The sequence below is a fragment of the Klebsiella sp. AqSCr genome (assembly GCF_008452795.1).
GTDB classification, from domain to species: Bacteria; Pseudomonadota; Gammaproteobacteria; order Enterobacterales; family Enterobacteriaceae; genus Klebsiella; species Klebsiella pneumoniae.
The window spans coordinates 949,793-973,583 of sequence record NZ_MJDM01000005.1 but is presented as its reverse complement, the minus strand read 5'-3'; the positions used below and the strand labels follow the sequence as shown (position 1 = coordinate 973,583).

The window sequence follows — 23,791 nt, the reverse complement described above, 5'->3', positions numbered from 1 at the left end:
GCCTTATTGAATATGATTGCTATTTGCATTTAAAATCGGAGCATCATTTTTCAACAGAAACGACTATGAGCGCAATGACCCTTGATTTACCTCGCCGCTTTCCGTGGCCAACGCTGCTGTCCGTGGCTATCCACGGTGCCGTTGTGGCGGGGCTGCTTTATACCTCGGTACATCAGGTTATTGAACAGCCTTCTCCGACGCAGCCGATAGAGATCACAATGGTGGCGCCGGCCGATCTTGAGCCGCCTCCGGCGGCGCAGCCTGTCGTGGAGCCCGTTGTTGAACCCGAACCTGAGCCGGAGCCAGAGGTAGCGCCTGAACCGCCGAAAGAGGCGCCGGTGGTGATCCATAAACCGGAACCTAAGCCGAAGCCCAAACCTAAACCCAAGCCTAAGCCGGAGAAAAAGGTTGAACAGCCGAAGCGGGAAGTGAAGCCGGCAGCAGAGCCGCGTCCGGCCTCGCCGTTTGAAAACAACAATACGGCGCCGGCGCGTACAGCGCCAAGTACCTCGACCGCAGCGGCTAAACCCACCGTTACTGCTCCGAGCGGCCCGCGGGCGATCAGCCGCGTTCAGCCGTCCTATCCGCCGCGCGCTCAGGCGCTGCGCATTGAAGGGACGGTACGGGTGAAGTTTGACGTTTCGCCTGATGGCCGCATTGATAATCTGCAGATCCTCTCTGCTCAGCCGGCGAATATGTTCGAACGCGAGGTGAAAAGCGCGATGCGCAGATGGCGTTATGAGCAGGGAAGACCGGGTACCGGCGTAACGATGACCATCAAATTCCGCCTGAACGGCGTCGAGATTAACTGATAAAACGCTGCGGCGGACCGGCAAGGTCCGCCGTGAAGCTTGTTTAACGCATTTTCTCCATCAATACATCATCCAGCGCCTGCTGGGCCGTTACCAGGTGCTGGCCGCCAAACAAAATCGCTCTGTTCAGCAGAGTATAAAGCTGATAAATCGGCTGACGATCGAGAAAACCCGACGGCAGAGGCGAAACGGACTGATAGCCGTCATAGATTTGCGGGGGCTGTTCCGGATGCATCGGCAGCATGGCTAAATCGCACTCGCGGTCGCCCCAGTAGCAGGCGGGATCGAATATATAGGGGCCATCCGGCCCTAAGGCGCAGTTGCCGGACCACAGATCCCCGTGCAGCAGCGAAGGCTGCGGCTGATGGTTGGCCAGTCGCTGCTGTACCATATCGACTAAGGTATCGATATCGCCAAAGTGCAATCCCTTCTCCGCCGCGAGCTCCAGCTGCCAGCCGATACGCTGCTCGGCAAAAAAAACCGACCAGCGACGCTGCCAGGCGTTGGGCTGCGGCGTGGTGGAAAGATCGTTATCAAAATCCAGACCGAACTGCGGCTGATCGCTCCACTGATGGAGGTGGGCTAGCTGCTGGCCAAGCAGAAACGCATTGTGCGCATCCAGCGGACGGGGAGGGAGGTACTCCATGACCACGAAGCTATAGTCGCGATCGCTGCCGACGGCAAAGACCTGCGGTACGCGAACGGTTTTGCTTCGCGACAGCAGCTCCAGCTGATCGGACTCGGCGGTGAAGATAGGCAGAAGTTCCCGTTCGTCGCATTTCACGAAGTAATCTTTCCCGCCGAAGCGTAAATGCCAGGCGGAATGGATCTCTCCACCGGGCAGCTCGGTTTTCAGTTCGATTTCAGCGTCTTCGGTATGCCAATCGCGTAAAAGAGTACTGATTGCTTGCCACATGCTGTCTCTCCCCATGTTTTCCACCATATCATAAGGTTAGCGCATTACTACCGGGTAAACCTGGAACTGACGCACAACTGACGCTTTCCGTTGCGCTAAACGCACTTATTGAGCTTTTAACCACTCGGCGAATGTGGCCACAGCGATTTCCGCCGGGCGGCCAAGGGCCGCTTCCGCCAGGCCGGCGCTGAGGGCCTTAACTTCCTCGGCCGTCTGGCCGCTCAGCAGGCCGAAGGTGTTGGTACCCAGCTCATGGGGCGAGCCCTCTTCATCATTGAGCGTCAGTACAAACCCGGCACGGGTAAAATGGTTGCTGACCTCATTGATCTCCGTCAGCGCCTGTTCATGGAAGGTCACGCTGACGACCCAGGCGGTAATTTCATTACTCATCTCTACACCCCGTTGTTATGCATGGCCTTTCCAGCATAGACCATCCTGCTTATATTGTGATTCCCCTCCGCCGGCGCGGAGGGGGCAGGGAAGATCAACGCCCGCAGAGATAATCATAGATTTTTTGCGTATTGGCCCGCGAGCAGAGGCGGGTGCCCTGGTTGATGGTCGCGGCGCTACCGGCGGCGACGCCAAAGCGTACCATGTCTTCAAGGCTGGCGTTTTCCGCCAGACGCAAGGTCATGGCGCCCACCATGCTGTCGCCAGCGCCGACGGTGCTCTGGCTTTTCATCGGTGGCGGCACTACCTGAACGCTGCCGCTGGCGTCCACGCCTAATGCCCCCTGCGGACCCAGGGAGACCACCACCCGGCGCACTTTACCGGACTGGATCAACGACTGAGCGGCAAGGCGCACGTCATCGGGTTGGCTGAGATCGCGCTGCACGAGGGCGCTAAGCTCTTTCTGGTTCGGTTTCACCAGCTCAATATTGCCGACGTCCAGCGCGGCGGCCAGCGCATCGCCAGAACTGTCAATGATGCAGCGCAGTCCCTGCTGTTGCGCATTTTTCACCAGCTGCATCAGGTTATCGACGCTAATACCTGGCGGCAGGCTGCCGCTGACCACCAGCAGAGAGCCGGGTTCGATAGTCAGAACCTTCTCTTCCAGACGGCGGAATTCATCGTCCGTCAGTGCCGCGCCGGGCATAACGAAGCGATACTGTTCGCCGCTGGCGGCCACGTGGACGTGCAGGTTTTGCCGCGTCCAGTCGCGGGTTTCGACGGTCTCGACCGGCACCTGCTCATCGGCCAGCAGGGCGGCAAGATGCTCGCCGGTAGCGCCACCGACCGGGAAAATGGCGGTGGCTTTGCCGCCGAGAAAGGTCACGGCGCGGGCCACGTTGATCCCGCCGCCGCCAGGTTCAAATACCGGCGCGCTGCAGCGAAGTTTGCCTTCCGGGTAGATCTGTGGGGTTTGCGTGGCGCTATCCAGCGAGGGGGCCAGCGTGAGCGTGTAAATTTTGGTCATTCCTTCTCCTCCTTAATACGGCGACTGTCGTTAATTTAAGCATGGCACGATGACTCGGGGAGGGAAAGTCCAGTTCCTGACAGTTTTGCAAAGATGCCTCTATTTTCATTATGAAATAAAGATTGTTTCCGGAGCTGTCTTATTCAAAAAACGAAAGAGTAAGTGATTGCTATGTTATTCGTGCTTTTTTATAATTTGCTACCTTTCTTAGGACCTGCACTCCGCGATCCTCGCGAAAGTTTCCGGGACCCTCAGGTCTCTTTTATGTTGTACGGACGCTAAATTCAATGAGCCGGCGAGATTATGCCTGTTCATCATTTGTACTGTCCTAAAAAAATGTATTTTAGAGAGTTATAATGAAGCTTTTAAAGACAGTACCCGCAGCGGTTATGCTGGCGGGGGGGCTTTTTGCGTCTGTTGGCGCAATGGCCGATGATTCTGTATTTACCGTCATGGATGACCCTTCCGCTGCCAAAAAACCGTTCGAAGGGGTGGTTAACGCAGGCTACCTGGCGCAGTCCGGCAACACCAAGAGCTCTTCGATGACGGCGGATTCCACCCTGACCTGGTATGGTAATACCACCGCCTGGTCGCTGTGGGGCAACGCCAGCAACACGTCGTCCAATGATGAGCGATCCTCAGAAAAATATGCTGTCGGCGGACGTAGCCGCTACAACCTGACCGATATGAACTATGTCTTTGGTCAGGGTAGCTGGCTAACAGACCGCTACAACGGCTATCAACAGCGCGATGTTGTGACGGCGGGCTATGGTCGTCAGATCCTCAACGGGCCGGTGCACAGTCTGCGGTTTGAATTTGGTCCTGGCGTTCGCTATGACGAATATACCGACGGGGATACTGATACCCAGCCGCTGGGTTATGCTTCGGGTACCTGGGCCTGGCAGATGACCGATAACGCCAAATTTTCGCAAGGGGTATCGGTGTTCGGCGCCGAGGACACCACGGTCAACTCAGAGAGCGCGTTAAACGTGGCGATTAACGCCCATTTCGCCCTGAAGGTCGCCTACAACGTGACCTGGAACTCTGAGCCGCCTGCGTCTGCGCCGGAGCATACCGATCGCCGGACCTCGCTCTCCCTCGGGTATAAGATGTAATATTTCAGGCCGGGTTTTCCCCGGCCTGTTCGTTTTGGTTTTAGCAATTAGTGATATTATTTTTTCTGGCCGTTCGTTTTACTTTTTGTAAAAAGGAAATAGCCCTCCATTTTTTCTCCATTATTCACGAGCGCCTGACAAATATTCATTCTATTTGACACAAATAGCTAAATATTCGACGGACAAATATGTGATCTGGATCTATACTAACAACCACTGACCGGAGGGCGACATTGCCCGGTCTGTTTTCCGTAATAAGAGAATTAACATCATGAAAAACAATCGTTATACCATCGCAGCCCTGGCGCTGTGCGTGCTTTCTTTTGGCGCATCAGCCGCCACGCCCGTTCCGCCATCGGGTCATCAGGATCATACCCAGGTAGGTATCGCCAAAGCCTCTGACGTTGAGGCTGGTTCGAATATTGCGCCCGGCGCCCCTACCACCGGAAAATCCATGAACGACGCCTTTAATGTGCATACGCTGGTGGCCGGCGAGTGGTCTTAATATTGCAGGCTATCGTTTCGCGAGCGGTCTAATAAGCCGGGTTAAGTGGTACCGGTTTAATGGCCCGCGGTATACATTCAGCAGGCAATATCTCCACGTCTCTTTTATCATGTCCGAATAATATCGTCCGGCGCCATTGGCCAATATTACCGCGCCACATCGCTTATATTCTGCTTTTTTATCCGTGGCCCTCTTGTTTTCTCCGCATTCCGCCATCATTTATGCTGTCGCGGCTTTAATCACGTACCAATGATGTGTAAACTACTCCCCGGTGTTATCAGCAGGCGGTTGCAGGGGGGAGCGATCGTTCCGGTCGTGCTCCTATTTTCGCAGAGTGAAGCGGGAACTGCGCCTTAACCTGATGATAATTATGATTATATAGTTTTGTATGTGCTCTTTCGTGCGGGGCACCACTGCAAATAAGGACATAAAATGCCTGTAATTACGCTTCCTGATGGCAGCCAACGCCATTTTGACCACGCAGTGAGTCCGATGGATGTCGCGCTGGATATCGGTCCAGGCCTGGCGAAAGCCACCATTGCCGGGCGGGTAAACGGTGAACTGGTAGACGCCTGTGACCCGATCGAATCCGATTCCACTCTCTCTATCATCACCGCGAAAGATGAAGAAGGGCTGGAGATCATTCGTCACTCCTGCGCGCACCTGTTAGGCCATGCCATCAAACAGCTGTGGCCCAACACCAAAATGGCTATCGGTCCGGTTGTCGATAATGGTTTCTACTATGACGTAGACCTCGACCACACCCTGACCCAGGAAGATATCGACGCGCTCGAAAAACGTATGCATGAGCTCGCCGAGAAAAACTACGACGTTATCAAGAAGAAAGTGAGCTGGCATGAAGCGCGTGAAACCTTCGTGAAACGCGGCGAAAGCTATAAAGTTTCTATTCTTGATGAAAACATTGCCCATGATGACAAGCCTGGCCTGTATCATCATGAAGAATATATCGATATGTGCCGCGGTCCGCACGTACCGAACATGCGCTTCTGCCATCACTTTAAGCTGATGAAAACCGCCGGAGCCTACTGGCGCGGCGACAGCAACAATAAAATGTTGCAGCGTATCTACGGCACCGCGTGGGCAGATAAAAAAGCGCTGAATGCCTACCTGCAGCGTCTGGAAGAAGCCGCCAAGCGTGACCACCGTAAAATCGGTAAGCAGCTCGACCTGTATCACATGCAGGAAGAGGCGCCGGGGATGGTGTTCTGGCACAATGACGGCTGGACCATCTTCCGTGAACTGGAAACGTTTGTTCGTTCTAAACTGAAAGAGTACCAGTATCAGGAAGTAAAAGGTCCGTTCATGATGGACCGTGTGCTGTGGGAAAAAACCGGCCACTGGGACAACTACAAAGATGCGATGTTCACCACCTCTTCTGAGAACCGTGAATACTGTATCAAGCCGATGAACTGCCCGGGTCACGTGCAGATCTTCAACCAGGGGCTGAAATCCTACCGCGACCTGCCGCTGCGTATGGCGGAATTCGGTAGCTGCCACCGTAACGAACCGTCTGGCGCGCTGCATGGTCTGATGCGCGTGCGCGGCTTTACCCAGGATGATGCGCATATCTTCTGTACTGAAGATCAGGTTCGCGATGAAGTGAACGCCTGTATTCGTATGGTCTACGATATGTATAGCACCTTTGGCTTCGAGAAGATCGTCGTCAAACTGTCGACTCGCCCGGAAAAACGTATCGGTAGCGACGAGACCTGGGATCGCGCGGAAGCGGATCTGGCGGTGGCGCTGGAAGAAAATAACATCCCATTTGAATATCAACTCGGTGAAGGGGCGTTCTACGGCCCGAAAATTGAATTTACCCTGTATGACTGCCTCGATCGTGCATGGCAGTGCGGTACCGTACAGCTGGACTTCTCTCTGCCGCAGCGTTTAAGCGCCTCCTATGTGGGCGAAAACAACGAGCGTCAGGTGCCGGTCATGATTCACCGTGCGATTCTCGGTTCTCTGGAGCGCTTCATTGGCATCCTGACCGAAGAGTTCGCAGGCTTCTTCCCAACCTGGATTGCACCAGTGCAGGTAGTGGTCATGAATATTACCGATTCTCAGGCTGAATACGTTAACGAATTGACGCGTAAACTACAAAATGCGGGCATTCGTGTAAAAGCAGACTTGAGAAATGAGAAGATTGGCTTTAAAATTCGCGAGCACACTTTACGTCGTGTCCCGTATATGTTGGTCTGTGGCGACAAAGAAGTCGAAGCCGGCAAAGTGGCCGTGCGCACCCGTCGCGGGAAAGACCTCGGCAGCATGGACGTAAATGAAGTGATCGAGAAGCTGCAACAAGAGATTCGCAGCCGCAGTCTTCAACAACTGGAGGAATAAGGTATTAAAGGCGGAAAACGAGTTCAAACGGCACGTCCGAATCGTATTAATGGCGAGATTCGCGCCCAGGAAGTTCGCTTAACAGGTCTGGAAGGTGAGCAGCTGGGAATTGTGAGTCTGAGAGAAGCTATCGAAAAGGCTGAAGAGGCTGGAGTAGATTTAGTTGAAATCAGCCCTAACGCCGAGCCGCCAGTTTGTCGTATCATGGACTACGGCAAGTTCCTTTATGAAAAGAGTAAGTCTTCTAAGGAACAGAAGAAGAAGCAGAAAGTTATCCAGGTTAAGGAAATTAAATTCCGCCCTGGTACTGATGAAGGTGACTATCAGGTAAAACTCCGCAGCCTGATTCGCTTTCTCGAAGATGGCGATAAGGCCAAGATCACGCTGCGTTTCCGCGGTCGTGAGATGGCCCACCAGCAGATCGGTATGGAAGTGCTTAACCGCGTGAAAGACGATCTGGTTGAACTGGCAGTAGTCGAATCCTTCCCAACGAAGATCGAAGGCCGCCAGATGATCATGGTGCTCGCTCCTAAGAAGAAACAGTAAGGCCATCAAGAAACATTTCCGGTGGGCTTCGGCTCACTGGTTTTGTTCGCCTTTGTTTCGTTTATTAACAATGCGAAGTGGAAGTTATTAAAATGCCAAAAATTAAGACCGTACGCGGTGCTGCTAAGCGCTTCAAAAAAACCGGTAAAGGTGGTTTTAAGCACAAGCACGCTAACCTGCGTCACATTCTGACTAAAAAAGCTACCAAGCGTAAACGTCACCTGCGTCCGAAAGCCATGGTTTCCAAAGGCGATCTGGGCCTGGTTATCGCGTGCCTGCCGTACGCATAAGTCGTTAACGTTTAACTTTTTTAACTTAGAATAGATACAGGAGAGCACACATGGCTCGCGTAAAACGTGGTGTAATTGCACGTGCACGTCACAAGAAAATTTTGAAACAAGCTAAAGGCTACTACGGTGCGCGTTCTCGCGTATACCGCGTTGCCTTCCAGGCTGTTATCAAAGCTGGTCAGTACGCTTACCGTGACCGTCGTCAACGTAAACGTCAGTTCCGTCAACTGTGGATTGCACGTATCAACGCAGCAGCACGTCAGAACGGTATTTCTTACAGCAAATTCATCAATGGCCTGAAAAAAGCCTCTGTTGAAATCGACCGTAAGATCCTGGCTGACATCGCTGTATTCGACAAAGTAGCGTTCACCGCTCTGGTCGAAAAAGCGAAAGCAGCTCTGGCATAAGCCAGTTGAAAGAGGGAGCTTGTCTCCCTCTTTTCGTTTCAACACCATCAATACATTGACTTTTATCGGCGCAGGCTTTTCAATACAGCTCTGACGTTTCTTACCAGACAAGGTAATGCAAGCATGAATGCTGCTATTTTCCGCTTCTTTTTTTACTTTAGCACCTGAACTCAGGGGGCTTGCGCGTGAAAGAAGAAACGGAAAACAGCGCCAGAAAGCCTCCCCTGTGGAGGCTTTTTTCGTATATGGATTCGGAATATTAATTTCACTATAACCGGTGTCTGCACCGACATAATGAGGAAAACCATGTCACATCTCGCAGAGCTGGTTGCCAGTGCCAAGGCAGCCATTAACGAGGCATCAGATGTTGCTGCGCTGGACAACGTCCGCGTGGAATACCTGGGTAAAAAAGGGCATCTGACCCTGCAAATGACCACCCTGCGTGAGCTGCCGCCGGAAGAGCGTCCGGCAGCCGGTGCGGTCATCAACGAGGCGAAAGAGCAGGTGCAGCAGGCGCTGAACGCGCGTAAAGCTGAACTGGAAGGCGCAGCGCTGAATGCGCGTCTGGCCGCAGAGACCATTGACGTCTCGCTGCCGGGTCGCCGCATTGAAAACGGCGGCCTGCATCCGGTTACTCGCACCATCGACCGTATTGAAAGTTTCTTCGGTGAGCTCGGCTTTACCGTGGCGACGGGCCCGGAAATCGAAGACGATTACCACAACTTCGATGCGCTGAATATTCCGGGTCACCATCCGGCGCGCGCTGACCACGACACTTTCTGGTTCGATGCCACTCGCCTGCTGCGTACGCAGACCTCCGGCGTGCAGATCCGCACCATGGAAAACCAGCAGCCGCCTATCCGTATTATCGCGCCGGGCCGCGTCTATCGTAACGACTACGATCAGACCCACACCCCGATGTTCCATCAGATGGAAGGTCTGATCGTTGATAAAAATATCAGCTTCACCAACCTGAAAGGGACGCTGCACGACTTCCTGAACAACTTCTTTGAAGAAGATCTGCAGGTCCGCTTCCGTCCGTCCTACTTCCCGTTCACCGAACCGTCTGCGGAAGTTGACGTAATGGGTAAAAACGGCAAATGGCTGGAAGTGCTGGGCTGCGGGATGGTGCACCCGAACGTGCTGCGTAACGTGGGTATCGATCCGGAAGTCTACTCCGGCTTCGCCTTCGGCATGGGCATGGAGCGTCTGACCATGCTGCGCTATGGCGTCACCGATCTGCGCGCGTTCTTCGAAAACGATCTGCGTTTCCTCAAACAGTTTAAATAAGGGCAGGACAGAACAATGAAATTCAGTGAACTGTGGTTACGCGAATGGGTTAACCCGGCGATCGACAGCGAAGCGCTTTCCGATCAGATCACCATGGCGGGCCTCGAAGTAGATGGCGTTGAGCCGGTCGCCGGCAGCTTCAACGGCGTCGTAGTCGGGGAAGTGGTGGAGTGCGGTCAGCACCCGAACGCCGACAAACTGCGCGTCACCAAAGTCAACGTCGGCGGCGAACGCCTGCTGGACATCGTCTGCGGCGCGCCAAACTGCCGTCAGGGGCTAAAGGTCGCGGTAGCCACCATCGGCGCCGTGCTGCCGGGCGATTTCAAAATCAAGGCCGCGAAGCTGCGCGGCGAGCCGTCTGAGGGGATGCTGTGCTCCTTCTCCGAGCTGGGTATTTCCGACGACCATAGCGGTATCATCGAGCTGCCGGCAGATGCGCCCATCGGCACCGATATTCGCGAATACCTCAAGCTTGACGATAACACCATCGAAATCAGCGTCACGCCAAACCGCGCCGATTGCCTGGGCATCATCGGTGTGGCGCGCGATGTCGCTGTCCTGAACAAAGCGCCGCTGAACGCGCCGGAAATCACGCCGGTTGCCGCGACGATTGACGACGTGCTGCCGATTCAGGTTGACGCGCCGCAGGCTTGCCCGCGCTATCTGGGGCGCGTGGTGAAAGGTATCAACGTCAAAGCGCCGACGCCGCTGTGGATGAAAGAGAAGCTGCGCCGCTGCGGGATCCGCTCCATCGACGCGGTGGTTGACGTGACCAACTATGTGCTGCTTGAGCTGGGCCAGCCGATGCACGCCTTTGACCGCGACCGTATTGAAGGCGGGATCGTGGTGCGCATGGCGAAAGAAGGGGAAACCCTGGTCCTGCTCGATGGCTCTGAAGCAAAGCTCGACAGCGACACGCTGGTCATTGCAGACCATAACAAAGCGCTGGCGATGGGGGGGATCTTCGGCGGGGAACACTCCGGCGTTAACGACGAAACCCAGAACGTGCTGCTGGAATGCGCGTTCTTCAGCCCGCTGTCCATTACCGGCCGCGCGCGCCGTCATGGCCTGCACACCGATGCCTCTCACCGCTATGAGCGCGGCGTCGATCCGGCCCTGCAGTATAAAGCGCTGGAGCGTGCAACCCGTCTGCTGATCGACCTCTGCGGCGGTGAAGCCGGCCCGGTCATTGACGTTACCAGCAAAGAGAATCTACCAACACGCGCCACCATTACGCTGCGTCGCAGCAAGCTGGATCGCCTGATTGGCCACCATATCGCTGACGCGCAGGTCACCGACATTCTGCAGCGCCTCGGCTGCGAAGTGACGGTTGGCGAGGGCGAATGGCAGGCGGTTGCGCCGAGCTGGCGTTTCGACATGGAGATCGAAGAAGATCTGGTTGAAGAAGTGGCTCGCGTTTACGGCTACAACAACATTCCTGACGAGCCGGTGCAGGCGGGTCTGATCATGGGAACCCACCGCGAAGCGGACCTGTCGCTGAAGCGCGTGAAAACGCTGCTGAACGACAAAGGCTATCAGGAAGTGATCACCTACAGCTTCGTCGACCCGAAAGTCCAGCAGCTGATCCACGCCGGGGAAGAGGCGCTTATCCTGCCAAGCCCGATCTCCAGCGAAATGTCGGCGATGCGCCTGTCGCTGTGGACCGGCCTGCTGGGCACCGTGGTCTACAACCAGAACCGTCAGCAGAGCCGGGTGCGCATCTTTGAGAGCGGCCTGCGCTTTGTGCCGGACACCAATGCGCCGCTGGGCATTCGTCAGGATGTGATGCTGGCCGGGGCGATCTGCGGCAACCGCTACGAAGAGCACTGGACACTGGCGAAAGAGACGGTCGATTTCTATGATCTGAAAGGCGATCTGGAAGCCGTTCTGGATTTAACCGGAAAATTAGCGGATATCGAATTCCGTGCTGAAGCGACCACCGCGCTGCATCCGGGACAATCCGCAGCGATTTATCTTAAAGGTGAACGCATTGGTTTCATTGGGGTTGTTCATCCTGAGCTGGAACGTAAACTGGATCTGAACGGTCGCACTCTGGTGTTCGAACTGGAGTGGAACAAGCTTGCAGACCGCGTGGTGCCTCAGGCGCGCGATATTTCCCGCTTCCCGGCGAACCGTCGCGACATCGCGGTGCTGGTCGCGGAAAACGTGGCTGCCGCCGATGTTTTAGCCGAATGTAAGAAAGTTGGCGTAAATCAGGTAGTTGGCGTAAACTTATTTGACGTGTACCGTGGTAAGGGTGTGGCGGAAGGGTATAAGAGCCTTGCGATTAGCCTGATCCTGCAGGATACCAGCCGTACACTCGAAGAAGAGGAGATTGCCGCTACCGTTGCCAGATGTGTAGAGGCATTAAAAGAGCGATTCCAGGCATCATTGAGGGATTGAACCTATGGCGCTTACAAAAGCTGAAATGTCAGAATATCTGTTTGATAAGCTTGGGCTTAGCAAGCGGGATGCCAAAGAACTGGTCGAGTTGTTTTTCGAAGAGATCCGTCGTGCTCTGGAAAACGGAGAACAGGTCAAACTCTCCGGGTTCGGCAACTTCGATTTGCGGGATAAAAACCAACGCCCGGGACGTAACCCGAAGACGGGGGAGGATATTCCCATTACAGCCCGGCGCGTGGTGACCTTCAGACCCGGTCAGAAGCTGAAAAGCCGTGTCGAAAACGCGTCGCCGAAAGACAAATAATCTGCACTAATTAAAAAGGCCGCATTGCGGCCTTTTTCTTTTCTGTCAATCTTTACGCTTTGACGGCGGTGAGCATGATCTCCACCAGGATTTCTGGTCGCGCCATCTCCGCCTGCACGGCCGCTCGCGCCGGGCTATAGCCTTCCGGCATCCATTGCACCCACACCTCATTGAATGCGGCAAAGTCACGCTCGATATTTTTCAACCAGATCTGCGCGGAGAGAATGTGCTGCTTATCGCTCCCGGCTGCGGCCAGCAGCGCGTCGATCTTCTCCAGTACTTCACGGGTTTGTAAAACGATATCGTCTTCATTGCTTTTTGGCGTCTGCCCGGAGAGGAACAGCAGATCGCCATACGCAACGCTGGCGGAAAGACGAGGTTGTGGATTATTGCGAATAATTGTCATGCGGTTTGTTTCCATGTGAGACCTTCTAAAGAAATGTCTGGCATCTGATTGTCGATTAACGCGCCCAGCACCACCGCGCTGCCGGCGGCGAGAGTAAAGCCGAGGCTACCCTGGCCGAGGTTCATCCACAGGTTGGGGTAGCCGGCGCGCCCCAGCATCGGCGGGCCTGCTGGCGTTGACGGGCGCATGCCGGTCCAGACTTCGGCCTCGTCCAGCCCCTCCAGTTCAGGAAAGCTGCGGGCGACGATGTTCTTCAGCGCCTGAATGCGGCATTCGCGCAGTTCGTCGCCGTCGTAGCCGATGTCCACCATCGCCGCGATGCGCAGCTGTTGGCCAAGGCGGGCATAAACGATTTTGTGCCCGTAGTCGGTGACGCTGATGTCAGGGGCAATACCTGCTTTTTCAGGATAGGGCAGGGTCAGGCTGTACCCCTTCAGGGAGCACAGCGGCACGCGAACCCCCAGATGCCCAAGCAGAGAACCACTGCCGTTACCGGCGGCGACGACATACTCATCGCCGGTGAGGGTCCCCTGACTGGTCTCAAGGCTGCTGATGCGTCCCCCGCGCTTATTGAGTCGCCGCACCTCACACTGGGTCAGCAGGCTAAAGTCGCTGCTGGCATTGAGCTTGTCGAGCAGGGCAAGGCAGAACTGATGACAATCTGCCGTTTCATCGCCTGGCGAATAGATTCCGCCCTGCAGAGAAGGACTAATATGTTTGAGCGCCGGCTCCAGCTGCAGGCAGGCTTCAGCATTCAGCGCCTGCTGATACTGAGGATCAATCCCTTTTGCTGCTTTATTAAAATCATATTCGCGACGATGGATAATTAATTTTCCGCTGCGCCGCCAGTGGAAATCGGCAAGATTATCCTCATCCCGCCACGCCTGCATGACCTGACGGCTGAGCAGCGACAGGCGTAAGATATGGTCGCCATTCATTTTATTGGTCTGGTTATTACAGGCGCGCAGAAACTGCAGCAGCCAGCGCCACTGCTGGAGAGACATCCTGAGACGCATATTCAGCGGCGAATCGGCTTTGCCCATCCATTTCATTCCCTGCAGGGGAACGCCGCTGTCGGCAAGGGGGGCGACGTAGCGGTAACTTAATTGTCCGCCGTTGGCAAAACTGGTGGCGCTGCCCGGTTCGGCATTGCGCTCCAGTAATTGCACCTGATGGCCGCGCTTGATCAGTTCCCAGGCCGTGGCCAGACCGACCACGCCGCCGCCGATAATGACAATGCGTTTGTTCATAACCCGATATATCCACCGCTGATAAATTTATCGGGTTATGTCAAAGCATTTACCCCAGCGGCGCAATTGACTTTTTATGGTCAGGGTATAACCGCAGGTTAATCTCCTTGAGCTGCTGGCGCAGACGCTGGCAGAGAAAATCGACGAACTTTTGCGCCATCGGGCTCAGGGAAACGTCGGCCCGGCGTAACAGACAGAGGCTAATCGCCATCGGCGGCGTAATGGGATGGATCATCTCCGGGGCCAGGTTGTGCTGGGCGGAAAAGATATCAGTGATGCTGCAGCCCATGCCGCGCTTCACGAACTCGGTGGCCATATAGTAGGTCTGGACGTTTAGCCGGGTGGTGGAAAAGTCGCGACGGGTGGCGATGGCGGCAGAGAGCGAGTGCGGTCCCGGCGAGATCCAGCGCTGCTGGTCGATCTGATCGATCTCCACCGACCCCTGACGATAATGACGGTCGATGTACACCAGCGGTACTTCGGCAATCAGGGTGGTCAGGATCTCCTCCTGCTGCACCGGCTGTAGCGTCAGCGCCAAATCTATCTCGCGCAAATCCAGTTTTTTGACCAGCGTCTCGGTGTGCTCGGTAGTGAGCGTCATCACCAGGTTGCTGTTTTGCTGATAAAAGTCGGTCACCAGCTCCGGCACCAGGCTTAACCCCAGGCTTGGCAGACAGCCTAAAGTGATCTTGGCGCGCGGATCGCGAGCCAGGTTGTCGGCCAGCAGGCGCAGGTTGTCCAGGTCCTGATAAATGCTCTGCGCTTTTTCGAAAAGTGTGATCGCCTCGCTGGTCGGCAGCAGCTTGCCGCGCACCCGCTGAAACAGGGTAAAACCCAGCTTCATTTCGGCGCTTTTTAACGCTTTGCTGGCCGCGGGCTGGGAGATATTGAGCGCTTCCGCCGCTCGCGATAAAGAGCCGCAGGTCATGACGGCATAGAAGATTTCCAGATGACGCAGTTTCATGAACAGTTAACTCAGGGTTATAGCCTACCGATAAAAAGTCATTTTCTACTAACACTAAGTTAACATAGATTTAATCACCAATCAGCGCATTGGTTACATCTTGTGCTGTAGACCCCGCCCAATGGCGGCATATTACGCTCTCAGAATCGTTTCCTTTGTACCCAAACAAACCCTCAGGCCGCGGCCAATCAATAATGAAAAAGAGGGAGGATATTTTCTGAGCAGGCCCCCATACACCACCTGACCATCATGGTCGGATTGATTGGCATTAAGGAGTGTTATGAGTGACTCAACGCTCACAGGCAATGCGCCTGTCAGACAAAATATCACGCGGAAAAACGTTATTATTGGTCTGTTATTGCTGCTGTTCGTGTTGATCGCGCTGTGGTGCCACGGTCGACCAGGCAGCGAGCTTGGTCTGCTGGGATTTACGCCGCTGGTGGCGCTAGCGATATTATCGCTGATCGGCGTTGATATTGTGCTGGCGGTCATCTCCTCGATTATTATCGCCATGATAATGACCTCGACCGGCCTGCCGGAAATGGGCACGATGCTGGCGAAATCCACCGGGTCATTTATTGCCACCGTTGGGCTTATCATTATGCTCGGCGCCGGCGTGGGGGAAGTGGCCACCCGCACCGGCGCAGCGGTTGAGCTGGTAAAATTTGTCGTCCATCGCATCGGGTTGTCGAGTCAGACGCGGGTGAAATTCGGCATTGTGGCGTCATCGATTTTAATTTGCGGTTCGCTGGGCACTATGGCCGGTGGCAATGCCATTATCGTGGCAGTAATCATTCCGGTGGCGGCAGCGGTACGCTTGACGCCGCCAACGGTCGCCGCGCTGATGATGACCGCCGGTTCCGTTGGGCTGTTTACCGGGCCTTTCACCCCCAGTACCGTGACGATCCTCAGCCTCGGTGGGTTGAGCTATCCGGACTATTTGCTGTACGTTGGTCTGCCGATGAGCGCGGTCACGCTGCTGGCCGGCTGGGTAATGGCGGGACGGATCCAGAAGATGACCGAAGGCAAACTGCGCTATGACGTCGATCTCGCGGAAAAGCCGCAAGAGGATCTCAGCGCCGCGCAGCAGCGTCGGCGTAAATTAAGCGCGCTGGCCTTCGCGGCGACCATCATCGTGATGGCGATCGTTGGCGTGGTGATTAAAGCCGGCTTCAGCTTCGCGATAATCGTGATGCTGCTGGTGGCCCTGATGACCGGCCTGGTAGGCGGCCTGCGACCGACGCAGATCCTTCAGGCACTGTATCACGGCTGCGGCCGTCTGGTGTGGATGTTTATTCTCTACTGGCTGTACAACCCGATCCTTGAGCTGATGGATGGCCTGCACGCCTATCAGGGGCTGCTGGAGTATACCCAACCGCTGCTGGAGGGGATCTCCCCGGCCTGGCTGTGCTTTAGCATCTTCGCGTTCAATATTATCGGCCATGTGCCCGGTGCGGCGGTGGCCCAGATGACCTTTACTCATAAAATCTTTGGCCCGATGCTGATGGCCGCCGGCGTGCCGCCCCAGGGGACCACCGCCGTGCTGCTGGCCTCATCCCAGGTGGACTGGTTCGGGCCGTTTCCCTCATCAGATATGTTCGGCCAGATGGGGCTGGCGCAGTCTACTCATCTGAAATATATGCTCTATAACGGCTGGGCAATCGTGGTGGCGAACATCATTCTCTTTGCGCTGCTGTTTCAGATTCTGGTGTGACGAACGACCGCAGACGCGGAGGAGATTTTCCTTCGCGTCGACGTTTGGTCGTGAGGTTTTCCTTTTCTCACCGCGACAGCCACCGTAAAATCAGCCTCTTGTTCCCCCTGCGTAATGGAATCTATGCTGACTCTCGCCCATCTTCAACAGCGCCGCAGCCGGCGTTGGCTCTTCGGATTAACGCTGTTGCTGCTGGTCACCCTGCTGATCAGCCTGTGCGCGGGCGAGCAATGGATCCCGCCCGGCGAGTGGCTCAGCGCCAAAGGTCAGCTGTTTATCTGGCAGATCCGCCTGCCGCGAACCCTGGCGGTGCTGCTGGTGGGGGCGGCGCTGGCGCTCTCCGGGGCGATTATGCAGGCGTTGTTTGAAAATCCGCTGGCGGAGCCGGGGCTGCTGGGGGTCTCCAACGGCGCAGGCGTCGGGCTGATTGCCGCCGTCCTGCTGGGCAAAGGAGTCTTGCCCGGCTGGGCGCTCGGTCTGTGTGCCATCTTTGGCGCGCTGCTGATCACTTTTATTCTGCTGCGTTTTGCCCGCCGCCATCTGTCTACCAGCCGTCTGCTGCTGGCGGGGGTGGCGCTGGGGATCATCTGCAGCGCCCTGATGACCTGGGCAGTCTACTTCTCCACCTCTTTTGACCTGCGTCAGCTAATGTACTGGATGATGGGCGGGTTTGGCGGCGTCGACTGGCAACAGCTGTGGCTGATGATAGCCCTCCTGCCGGTGCTCTGCTGGGTCTGTCTGCAGTCGCAACCCCTGAATTTACTGGCGCTGGGCGAAGTCTCCGCTCGTCAGCTTGGGCTGCCGCTGTGGCTGTGGCGCAAATTACTGGTGGTGGCGACCGGCTGGATGGTCGGCGTTAGCGTGGCGCTGGCGGGGGCGATTGGCTTTATCGGTCTGGTGATCCCGCATATTCTGCGGCTATGCGGCTTGAGCGATCACCGGGTGTTGCTCCCGGCCTGTATGCTGGCCGGGGCAAGCGCCTTGCTGGGGGCGGATATCATTGCCCGGCTGGCGCTTTCCGCCGCAGAGCTGCCGATTGGCGTGGTGACGGCGACCCTGGGCGCGCCGGTCTTTATCTGGTTGCTGCTGCGTTCGCGGGGGCGGGGATAGCGCGGCGCCGTCGGCAGGGACGGCGCCGGTTCAGGCTTACCAGCCTTTGATCGCGTCGCCTTTGTAGACTTCCTTCGCTTTTTCCGCGACTTCGCTGGTCTGGAAGGCGGCTTTTAATTCCTGAATTTTCTTGCTGTCCTTATTATCCTCGCGGGCGACTATCGCATTCACGTATGGGGAATCCGGCCCCTCCATAAACAGACCGTCGCGGGCGGCCGACAGGCCCGCCTGGGCGGAGAAGTTGGTGTTAATGATTGACAGGCTGACGTTCGGATCGTCAAGGGTACGGGTCAGCTGCGGGGTATCCACTTCAACAATTTTCAGCTGTTTCGGATTGTCGATGATATCCAGCGTGGTGGGTAAATAGCCGACGCCCGGTTTCAGCTTGAGTAACCCCTGCGCCTGAAGCAGCAGCAGGCTGCGGCCCAGGGTGGTGGTTTCATTAGAGATGGTCACCGTCGCCCCTTCGGGCAGTTCGCTGATATTTTTGATCCGGTGAGAATAGGCGGCGATAGGGAAGACAAAGGTTTTACCGACCACCGCAAATTTATAGCCGCGTTCTTTCGACTGCGCCTCAAGGTACGGCAGGGTCTGGAAGGCGTTGGCATCGACATCTTTGTTGTTCAGCGCTTCGTTGGGCAGCACATAATCATTGAAGGAGACCACTTCGACGTCGAGGTGGTATTTATCCTTCGCCACCTGCTCCACCACTTTCCAGATGGCTTCGTCCGGCCCGGTATTGATAGCGACTTTTACTTTATTATCTTCATCCGGGGAGCAGGCGCTCAGCAGGGCGACAGAGGTGGCGATTAACGCCAGGCTAAACAACTTCTTCATCACTAAAACTCTCTTAAATTAACAAGTAACGAAACCATATTACATTCATGGAACACTGTACACGGAAATGGTCGACGGCCCAATTGAGAGGATTTCATGTTGCCGGCGGCCAGCGAAGCGCTGTTACATTATGCGACAACTCGGGGGGAATGGCAGTAGAATGGCGGGCGCTGAATCCGCTACAGTAGAAAGGGATCACCTTCACCGGAAACCGGTTTATCCATTGAGGACAGGCTATGCAACATGACATTCTGAATACCGAAGTGACGACCATTGATGGCGAGAAAACCACCCTGGCATCCTTTGCCGGCAAGGTGCTGCTGATCGTCAATGTAGCCTCGAAATGCGGCCTGACGCCGCAGTATGAGCAACTCGAGGATCTGCAAAAGCAGTTTGCCGCCGAGGGCTTCAGCGTGCTGGGGTTCCCCTGCAACCAGTTCCTCGGCCAGGAGCCGGGCAGTGAAGAGGAGATTAAGACCTTCTGCAGCACTACCTACGGCGTCACCTTCCCGCTGTTTAGCAAAATTGACGTCAACGGCGAACATCGCGCGCCGCTCTATCAAAAACTGATTGCCGCCGCGCCGAAAGCGGTGGCCCCGGAAGGCAGCGGTTTTTATGAGCGGATGGCCAGCAAAGGCCGGGCGCCGCTGTATGTGGACGACATTCTGTGGAACTTCGAAAAATTCCTCGTCGATCGCCAGGGCAACGTCATTCAGCGCTTCTCGCCGGATATGACGCCGGACGATCCGCAGCTGGTGGCGGCGATTAAAGGAGCGCTGGCGCAATAATGTCGTTTCTGATGCAGCTACAGGATGTAGAAGCGGCGGGGCGCCTGGCCCCGTTTTCTGCGGCCTTTCGCGCCGGGGAGATTGTCCATCTGGTGGGGCCGAACGGCGCAGGGAAGAGCACGCTGCTGACCCGCATGGCGGGGCTGTCCGACGGCCCCGGCACGGTTCATTTTAACGGCCGTCTGCTTGACGAGTGGCCGGCGAGGGAGCTGGCGCGCCGTCGCGGATATCTGAGTCAACACCAGACCCCGCCGTTCGCCATGCCGGTATGGCACTACCTGGCGCTGCATATGCAGCAGCAGGGTGATAGCGCCCGTCTGAGCGATATCGCGGCCAGGCTTGGTCTGGACAATAAGCTGGGCCGTCCGGTCAATCAGCTGTCGGGCGGCGAGTGGCAGCGCGTGCGGCTGGCGGCAGTGATCCTGCAGATCGATCCCTTGAGTAATTCCGCGGGTCAGCTGCTGCTGCTGGATGAGCCGATGAACAGTCTGGATGTGGCCCAGCAGGCGGCGCTGGATCGGCTGTTACACGAGCTGAGCGCGGCGGGGATTGCGGTGGTGATGAGCAGCCACGATCTCAACCATACCCTGCGCCACGCCGGTCAGAGCTGGCTGCTCTGCCAGGGGGAAGCCATCGCCTGCGGGGAGACCGCCGAGGTGCTGAATGAGGAAAATTTAACCGCCGCCTATGCGATCCCGTTCCAGCGCGTTGAGGTGGCCGGTCATATTATGCTCATCGCGTCACAGTAGCACGCAGTTATCTTGTCACTATATTGATAAACAAGCTAAATTATTGCGATAAAGAGACTAGGGACAGAGGGATCATCTGAAATGCGCTTCTGGTTCATGTTGGCGGCGGCGTTAATTTTAGCCGGCTGCAGCAGCCATCGGGCACCGCCGCCGAATCCTCGGCTGGCTGACTCCATCACGGTGGTGGCGAATCTGAACGAGCAGCTGCGCAGCTGGCGCGGCGCACCGTATCGCTACGGCGGCATGACGCCGCGCGGCGTTGACTGCTCCGGCTTCGTGGTGCGCACGTTTCGCGATAAATTTGCCCTCCAGCTGCCGCGTGAAACCCGCGAGCAGGCGGAAATCGGCACCCGCATCGATAAGCGCGATCTGCTGCCCGGCGATCTGGTGTTCTTCAAAACCGGCTCAGGGGAGAGCGGCCTGCACGTTGGCATCTACGATACCGACAACCAGTTTATTCACGCCTCCACCAGCCAGGGCGTCACCCGTTCCTCGCTGGATAACGTCTACTGGAACAAAAAGTTCTGGCAGGCGCGGCGAATCTGACGTCATTCAGAAGCAAGAGGGAAGCGAACGCTTCCCTTTTTTATGCCGATAACCTTGCACTCCGCCCGTGTTAATCCGCTGTTCCAGGCACTACACTGGAGAGAGGAGGAACCATGACCCTTTCTTTTACCACCCACTGGCGGGATGAACTGCCGGACTTTTACACTTCCCTGTCACCAACGCCGTTGGATAACGCCCGACTCATCTGGCGCAACGCCCCGCTGGCGCAACAGCTGGGGGTGCCCGACGCCCTGTTTGCGCCTGAAAGCGGGGCCGGTGTCTGGGGCGGCGAAGCGCTGCTTCCGGGCATGTCGCCGCTGGCGCAGGTATACAGCGGCCATCAGTTTGGCGCTTGGGCCGGCCAGCTGGGCGACGGACGCGGGATCCTGCTCGGCGAGCAGCAGCTGGCGGATGGCCGCTGTTACGACTGGCATCTGAAAGGCGCCGGCCTGACTCCTTATTCGCGGATGGGGGACGGCCGCGCCGTGCTGCGCTCGACGATCCGGGAAAGTCTGGCGTCGGAGGCGATGCATGCTCTGGGGATCCCGACGACGCGCGCCCTGGCGATGGTGACCAGCGATACCCCGGTCTACCGCGAGCGCGTGGAGCCCGGCGCGATGCTGATGCGGGTGGCCGAGAGCCATGTCCGCTTCGGCCATTTCGAACATTTTTACTATCGCCGTGAGCCGCAGAAGGTCCAGCAACTGGCCGACTATGTTATTCGCCACCACTGGCCGCAGCTGCAGGATGAGGCGGATAAGTACCTGTTATGGTTCCGTGACATTGTCATGCGTACCGCGCAGACTATCGCCAGCTGGCAAACCGTGGGCTTTGCCCATGGGGTGATGAATACCGACAACATGTCGATTCTCGGTCTGACCATCGACTACGGCCCGTATGGCTTCCTTGACGATTTTCAACCGGACTTCATCTGCAACCACTCCGATTATCAGGGGCGCTACAGTTTTGAAAACCAGCCGGCGGTGGGGCTGTGGAATCTGCAGCGTCTCGCCCAATCGCTGTCGCCGTTTATCAGCGCTGAAGCGTTAAACGCGGCGCTGGATGAGTATCAGCACGCCTTGCTGACCGCTTATGGCCAGCGGATGCGCGATAAACTCGGCCTGTTCAGCCAGCAGAAAGGGGATAACGACCTGCTGGACGGGCTGTTTGCCCTGATGATCCGCGAGAAGAGCGACTATACCCGGACGTTCCGCCTGCTGAGCCACAGCGAACAGCTCAGCGCCGCATCGCCGCTGCGCGATGAGTTTATCGACCGCGCGGCCTTTGACAGCTGGTTTGCCGGGTATCGTGCGCGGCTGCGTGATGAACAGGTGGACGACGCGCAGCGCCAGCAGAGGATGCAGGGCGTGAATCCGGCGCTGGTGTTACGTAACTGGCTGGCGCAGCGGGCGATCGAGCAGGCTGAGGCGGGCGATATGGGCGAGCTGGAGCGCTTGCATGCCGCGCTGGCAGACCCCTTTACCGATCGCGAGGACGACTACGTCCGCCGCCCGCCGGACTGGGGGAAACGTCTGGAAGTCAGCTGCTCGAGCTAACTTGCCTCGCCCCGCGTTCAGCGGGGCGCTTACTTGGTCAGAATTAACTTCCCGGCGTGGGTCTGGCGCAGCAGATAGCGCTGGCCGCCATGCTCAATCACTACTCGTCCTTCGCTGCCTAACAGAACCCGACTGCTGATCTCTCTGTCCGTCGCCACGGGATAAGGGGCATTGTCTTTTGGTTTTTCAGCTGTGGCAGTGTTATCCATACGCGTCATAGCTCTCAAAATAAAAATCAAGGCAACAATGATAATCATTATCAATAATGTTGTTTTTGACGGCAAGCGTTATTTATCGTGTTACCGGATTTGGTAGGGGAGTCAGCGAAGAGAATTGCCCGCCGCAGGCGCGGCGGGCGGAGCGGTTACAGGCGGGTGGCGGTGGCCGCAGCCAGCTCGCTCAATAATCTTTCGCTGTCTTCCCAGCTCAGGCAGGGGTCGGTGATCGACTGGCCCCAGGTCAGCGGCTGGCCGGGGACCACTTTCTGAGTGCCTTCCTGCAGGAAGCTCTCTGCCATAATCCCGGCGATGGCGGTAGAGCCCGCGCGAATTTGCTGACAGATATCGGCGCACACTTCCAGCTGACGGCGGTGCTGCTTCTGGCAGTTGCCATGGCTGAAATCAACGACCAGCTGTTCCGGCAGATCGAATTCACGTAGCGCCTCGCCGGCGGCGGCGATATCCTCGGCGTGATAGTTTGGCCGTTTGCCGCCGCGCATAATAATATGCCCATACGGATTGCCGCTGGTCTGGTAAATCGTCATCTGCCCCTGCTTGTCCGGGGAGAGGAACATATGGCTGGCGCGGGAGGCGCGGATGGCGTCCACCGCGATGCGCGTATTGCCGTCGGTGCCGTTTTTAAATCCAACCGGGCAGGAGAGCGCTGAGGCCATTTCACGGTGGATCTGGCTTTCAGTGGTGCGCGCCCCGATGGCCCCCCAGCTGATGAGATCGGCGATAAACTGACCGGTCACCATATCGAGAAACTCGGTGGCCGTCGGTACCCCCAGCTCATTAACCTGCAGCAGCAGGCGCCGCGCCAGCTCAATTCCGTGGTTGACCCGGTAGCTGCCGTTGAGGTCCGGATCGGAGATTAAGCCTTTCCAGCCCACCACGGTACGCGGTTTTTCAAAGTAGGTGCGCATCACGATCTCCAGCTGCGGCTGGTAGCGCTCGCGCATGCCCTGCAGGCGGCGGGCATACTCCAGCGCCGCGTCGGTGTCGTGAATGGAGCAGGGGCCGATAATCACCAGCAGTCGGCGGTCTTCGCCGTTGAGGATTTTTTCAATTCGGCGGCGGGAGGCCGAGACGTGGGCAGCCACGTCGGCCGTCACGGGATGGCGCTGGGCCAGCTCCGCGGGCGTTACCAGGCTCTCAATGCGCGCGGTACGCAATTCGTCTGTTTTATTCATTGGGGTCTCAAAAATCTGTTTCTTCCGCGGCGAAAATGCCGGGAAGTGATGCGCATCACGATAAACCAATCCCTGCTTATTGCAAGAGCAGGGC

General features: G+C 56.7%; 26 protein-coding genes and 1 other annotated feature. Of the genes, 17 read left to right on the top strand and 9 right to left on the bottom strand.

The features are described 5' to 3' along the window. Positions 1–65: 65 nt before the first annotated feature. Positions 66–812, top strand: coding sequence for a TonB system transport protein TonB (gene tonB / locus BHE81_RS08695; RefSeq protein ID WP_004200270.1), 747 nt, complete (start codon positions 66–68; stop codon positions 810–812). 43 nt (positions 813–855) lie between these two features. Here tonB and BHE81_RS08690 read toward each other — a convergent pair whose 3' ends face one another. From BHE81_RS08690 to pfkB, 3 genes are all read right to left on the bottom strand, one after another. Next, complete coding sequence (locus BHE81_RS08690; protein ID WP_002910036.1) at positions 856–1,728, bottom strand: fructosamine kinase family protein; 873 nt, start codon at positions 1,726–1,728, stop codon at positions 856–858. Between the two features lie 105 nt (positions 1,729–1,833). Then, a complete protein-coding gene (gene ghoS / locus BHE81_RS08685; protein ID WP_004200268.1) occupies positions 1,834–2,118 on the bottom strand; it encodes a type V toxin-antitoxin system endoribonuclease antitoxin GhoS in 285 nt (94 codons plus the stop codon). Between the two features lie 94 nt (positions 2,119–2,212). Further along, a complete protein-coding gene (pfkB, locus tag BHE81_RS08680) occupies positions 2,213–3,145 on the bottom strand; it encodes a 6-phosphofructokinase II (RefSeq protein WP_004145382.1) in 933 nt (310 codons plus the stop codon). Positions 3,146–3,501: 356 nt separating this feature from the next. Between pfkB and BHE81_RS08675 the strand changes: the two genes are divergently transcribed. The 10 genes from BHE81_RS08675 (at position 3,502) to ihfA (ending at position 12,366) form a co-directional block, all read left to right on the top strand. Then, on the top strand, positions 3,502–4,260 hold the full coding sequence (locus BHE81_RS08675; RefSeq protein ID WP_002910030.1) for a DUF481 domain-containing protein: 759 nt from the start codon (positions 3,502–3,504) through the stop codon (positions 4,258–4,260). Between the two features lie 271 nt (positions 4,261–4,531). Further along, positions 4,532–4,765: a hypothetical protein gene (locus tag BHE81_RS08670; RefSeq protein ID WP_002910028.1), complete on the top strand. Its 234-nt coding sequence runs from the start codon at positions 4,532–4,534 to the stop codon at positions 4,763–4,765. 432 nt (positions 4,766–5,197) lie between these two features. Next, positions 5,198–7,126, top strand: a complete 1,929-nt coding sequence (thrS, locus tag BHE81_RS08665) for a threonine--tRNA ligase (protein WP_002910026.1) — start codon at positions 5,198–5,200, stop codon at positions 7,124–7,126. 3 nt (positions 7,127–7,129) lie between these two features. Then, a complete protein-coding gene (gene infC / locus BHE81_RS08660) occupies positions 7,130–7,672 on the top strand; it encodes a translation initiation factor IF-3 (protein ID WP_004189469.1) in 543 nt (180 codons plus the stop codon). Between the two features lie 92 nt (positions 7,673–7,764). Next, positions 7,765–7,962: a 50S ribosomal protein L35 gene (gene rpmI / locus BHE81_RS08655; protein WP_001124225.1), complete on the top strand. Its 198-nt coding sequence runs from the start codon at positions 7,765–7,767 to the stop codon at positions 7,960–7,962. Positions 7,963–8,012: 50 nt separating this feature from the next. After that, the gene (rplT, locus tag BHE81_RS08650; protein WP_000124850.1) at positions 8,013–8,369 is read left to right on the top strand and encodes a 50S ribosomal protein L20; all 357 of its coding nucleotides are present in this window, start codon (positions 8,013–8,015) and stop codon (positions 8,367–8,369) included. 118 nt (positions 8,370–8,487) lie between these two features. After that, positions 8,488–8,612: a sequence feature (Phe leader region), on the top strand. Next, on the top strand, positions 8,493–8,537 hold the full coding sequence (gene pheM / locus BHE81_RS28150) for a pheST operon leader peptide PheM (RefSeq protein ID WP_001386830.1): 45 nt from the start codon (positions 8,493–8,495) through the stop codon (positions 8,535–8,537). It overlaps the preceding feature by 45 nt. Before the next feature lie 63 nt (positions 8,613–8,675). After that, the gene (gene pheS, locus BHE81_RS08635) at positions 8,676–9,659 is read left to right on the top strand and encodes a phenylalanine--tRNA ligase subunit alpha (RefSeq protein ID WP_002909105.1); all 984 of its coding nucleotides are present in this window, start codon (positions 8,676–8,678) and stop codon (positions 9,657–9,659) included. Positions 9,660–9,674: 15 nt separating this feature from the next. Then, on the top strand, positions 9,675–12,062 hold the full coding sequence (gene pheT, locus BHE81_RS08630; protein WP_002909101.1) for a phenylalanine--tRNA ligase subunit beta: 2,388 nt from the start codon (positions 9,675–9,677) through the stop codon (positions 12,060–12,062). A gap of 4 nt (positions 12,063–12,066) precedes the next feature. Beyond that, positions 12,067–12,366: an integration host factor subunit alpha gene (gene ihfA, locus BHE81_RS08625; protein WP_002909098.1), complete on the top strand. Its 300-nt coding sequence runs from the start codon at positions 12,067–12,069 to the stop codon at positions 12,364–12,366. A 52-nt stretch (positions 12,367–12,418) separates the two neighbouring features. Here the strand turns inward: ihfA and BHE81_RS08620 are convergent, their stop codons facing one another. The 3 genes from BHE81_RS08620 to BHE81_RS08610 are packed head-to-tail and all read right to left on the bottom strand — an operon-like array spanning position 12,419 to position 14,986. Next, positions 12,419–12,772, bottom strand: a complete 354-nt coding sequence (locus BHE81_RS08620) for a RidA family protein (RefSeq protein WP_021440321.1) — start codon at positions 12,770–12,772, stop codon at positions 12,419–12,421. Beyond that, positions 12,769–14,034 carry a D-amino acid dehydrogenase gene (locus BHE81_RS08615; protein ID WP_322966520.1) on the bottom strand — a complete coding sequence of 422 codons (1,266 nt, stop codon included), beginning with the start codon at positions 14,032–14,034 and terminating at the stop codon, positions 12,769–12,771. Before BHE81_RS08615 ends, BHE81_RS08620 begins: the two co-directional genes overlap by 4 nt. Before the next feature lie 37 nt (positions 14,035–14,071). After that, positions 14,072–14,986 carry a LysR family transcriptional regulator gene (locus BHE81_RS08610; RefSeq protein WP_110246358.1) on the bottom strand — a complete coding sequence of 305 codons (915 nt, stop codon included), beginning with the start codon at positions 14,984–14,986 and terminating at the stop codon, positions 14,072–14,074. 280 nt (positions 14,987–15,266) lie between these two features. Here BHE81_RS08610 and BHE81_RS08605 point away from each other — a divergent pair, with 280 nt between their 5' ends. Beyond that, positions 15,267–16,700 carry a gluconate:proton symporter gene (locus BHE81_RS08605; RefSeq protein ID WP_004184568.1) on the top strand — a complete coding sequence of 478 codons (1,434 nt, stop codon included), beginning with the start codon at positions 15,267–15,269 and terminating at the stop codon, positions 16,698–16,700. Positions 16,701–16,823: 123 nt separating this feature from the next. Then, positions 16,824–17,810 carry a vitamin B12 ABC transporter permease BtuC gene (gene btuC, locus BHE81_RS08600; protein WP_004151850.1) on the top strand — a complete coding sequence of 329 codons (987 nt, stop codon included), beginning with the start codon at positions 16,824–16,826 and terminating at the stop codon, positions 17,808–17,810. Positions 17,811–17,846: 36 nt separating this feature from the next. On the opposite strand, the gene BHE81_RS08595 is transcribed toward btuC, so the two are convergent. Next, positions 17,847–18,647, bottom strand: a complete 801-nt coding sequence (locus tag BHE81_RS08595; RefSeq protein WP_002909085.1) for a MetQ/NlpA family ABC transporter substrate-binding protein — start codon at positions 18,645–18,647, stop codon at positions 17,847–17,849. A gap of 236 nt (positions 18,648–18,883) precedes the next feature. Between BHE81_RS08595 and BHE81_RS08590 the strand changes: the two genes are divergently transcribed. The 4 genes from BHE81_RS08590 (at position 18,884) to selO (ending at position 22,286) form a co-directional block, all read left to right on the top strand. Beyond that, positions 18,884–19,435, top strand: coding sequence for a glutathione peroxidase (locus BHE81_RS08590; RefSeq protein WP_004898898.1), 552 nt, complete (start codon positions 18,884–18,886; stop codon positions 19,433–19,435). Further along, positions 19,435–20,184 carry a vitamin B12 ABC transporter ATP-binding protein BtuD gene (gene btuD / locus BHE81_RS08585; protein ID WP_002909083.1) on the top strand — a complete coding sequence of 250 codons (750 nt, stop codon included), beginning with the start codon at positions 19,435–19,437 and terminating at the stop codon, positions 20,182–20,184. The genes BHE81_RS08590 and btuD overlap by 1 nt, the downstream gene beginning before the upstream one ends. A gap of 81 nt (positions 20,185–20,265) precedes the next feature. Further along, positions 20,266–20,730 carry an NlpC/P60 family protein gene (locus BHE81_RS08580; RefSeq protein ID WP_002909082.1) on the top strand — a complete coding sequence of 155 codons (465 nt, stop codon included), beginning with the start codon at positions 20,266–20,268 and terminating at the stop codon, positions 20,728–20,730. Positions 20,731–20,843: 113 nt separating this feature from the next. After that, a complete protein-coding gene (selO, locus tag BHE81_RS08575; protein WP_023280248.1) occupies positions 20,844–22,286 on the top strand; it encodes a protein adenylyltransferase SelO in 1,443 nt (480 codons plus the stop codon). Positions 22,287–22,315: 29 nt separating this feature from the next. Here the strand turns inward: selO and hemP are convergent, their stop codons facing one another. Together hemP and aroH are read right to left on the bottom strand one after the other, a co-directional pair. Continuing rightward, on the bottom strand, positions 22,316–22,495 hold the full coding sequence (hemP, locus tag BHE81_RS08570) for a hemin uptake protein HemP (RefSeq protein WP_014343179.1): 180 nt from the start codon (positions 22,493–22,495) through the stop codon (positions 22,316–22,318). Positions 22,496–22,650: 155 nt separating this feature from the next. After that, positions 22,651–23,697, bottom strand: coding sequence for a 3-deoxy-7-phosphoheptulonate synthase AroH (aroH, locus tag BHE81_RS08565; protein WP_004180369.1), 1,047 nt, complete (start codon positions 23,695–23,697; stop codon positions 22,651–22,653). Between the last annotated feature and the right edge of the window lie 94 nt (positions 23,698–23,791).

Coding starts and splice junctions, on each gene's coding strand:
- BHE81_RS08580 (WP_002909082.1), top strand. CDS start 20,266: ATGCGCTTCTGGTTCATGTTGGCGGCGGCGTTAATTTTAGCCGGCTGC.
- btuC (WP_004151850.1), top strand. CDS start 16,824: ATGCTGACTCTCGCCCATCTTCAACAGCGCCGCAGCCGGCGTTGGCTC.
- ihfA (WP_002909098.1), top strand. CDS start 12,067: ATGGCGCTTACAAAAGCTGAAATGTCAGAATATCTGTTTGATAAGCTT.
- hemP (WP_014343179.1), bottom strand. CDS start 22,495: ATGGATAACACTGCCACAGCTGAAAAACCAAAAGACAATGCCCCTTAT.
- thrS (WP_002910026.1), top strand. CDS start 5,198: ATGCCTGTAATTACGCTTCCTGATGGCAGCCAACGCCATTTTGACCAC.
- pfkB (WP_004145382.1), bottom strand. CDS start 3,145: ATGACCAAAATTTACACGCTCACGCTGGCCCCCTCGCTGGATAGCGCC.
- BHE81_RS08675 (WP_002910030.1), top strand. CDS start 3,502: ATGAAGCTTTTAAAGACAGTACCCGCAGCGGTTATGCTGGCGGGGGGG.
- BHE81_RS08690 (WP_002910036.1), bottom strand. CDS start 1,728: ATGTGGCAAGCAATCAGTACTCTTTTACGCGATTGGCATACCGAAGAC.
- selO (WP_023280248.1), top strand. CDS start 20,844: ATGACCCTTTCTTTTACCACCCACTGGCGGGATGAACTGCCGGACTTT.
- BHE81_RS08595 (WP_002909085.1), bottom strand. CDS start 18,647: ATGAAGAAGTTGTTTAGCCTGGCGTTAATCGCCACCTCTGTCGCCCTG.
- pheS (WP_002909105.1), top strand. CDS start 8,676: ATGTCACATCTCGCAGAGCTGGTTGCCAGTGCCAAGGCAGCCATTAAC.
- rplT (WP_000124850.1), top strand. CDS start 8,013: ATGGCTCGCGTAAAACGTGGTGTAATTGCACGTGCACGTCACAAGAAA.
- BHE81_RS08670 (WP_002910028.1), top strand. CDS start 4,532: ATGAAAAACAATCGTTATACCATCGCAGCCCTGGCGCTGTGCGTGCTT.
- ghoS (WP_004200268.1), bottom strand. CDS start 2,118: ATGAGTAATGAAATTACCGCCTGGGTCGTCAGCGTGACCTTCCATGAA.
- pheT (WP_002909101.1), top strand. CDS start 9,675: ATGAAATTCAGTGAACTGTGGTTACGCGAATGGGTTAACCCGGCGATC.
- btuD (WP_002909083.1), top strand. CDS start 19,435: ATGTCGTTTCTGATGCAGCTACAGGATGTAGAAGCGGCGGGGCGCCTG.
- BHE81_RS08620 (WP_021440321.1), bottom strand. CDS start 12,772: ATGACAATTATTCGCAATAATCCACAACCTCGTCTTTCCGCCAGCGTT.
- BHE81_RS08605 (WP_004184568.1), top strand. CDS start 15,267: ATGAGTGACTCAACGCTCACAGGCAATGCGCCTGTCAGACAAAATATC.
- BHE81_RS08610 (WP_110246358.1), bottom strand. CDS start 14,986: ATGAAACTGCGTCATCTGGAAATCTTCTATGCCGTCATGACCTGCGGC.
- rpmI (WP_001124225.1), top strand. CDS start 7,765: ATGCCAAAAATTAAGACCGTACGCGGTGCTGCTAAGCGCTTCAAAAAA.
- aroH (WP_004180369.1), bottom strand. CDS start 23,697: ATGAATAAAACAGACGAATTGCGTACCGCGCGCATTGAGAGCCTGGTA.
- BHE81_RS08590 (WP_004898898.1), top strand. CDS start 18,884: ATGCAACATGACATTCTGAATACCGAAGTGACGACCATTGATGGCGAG.
- tonB (WP_004200270.1), top strand. CDS start 66: ATGAGCGCAATGACCCTTGATTTACCTCGCCGCTTTCCGTGGCCAACG.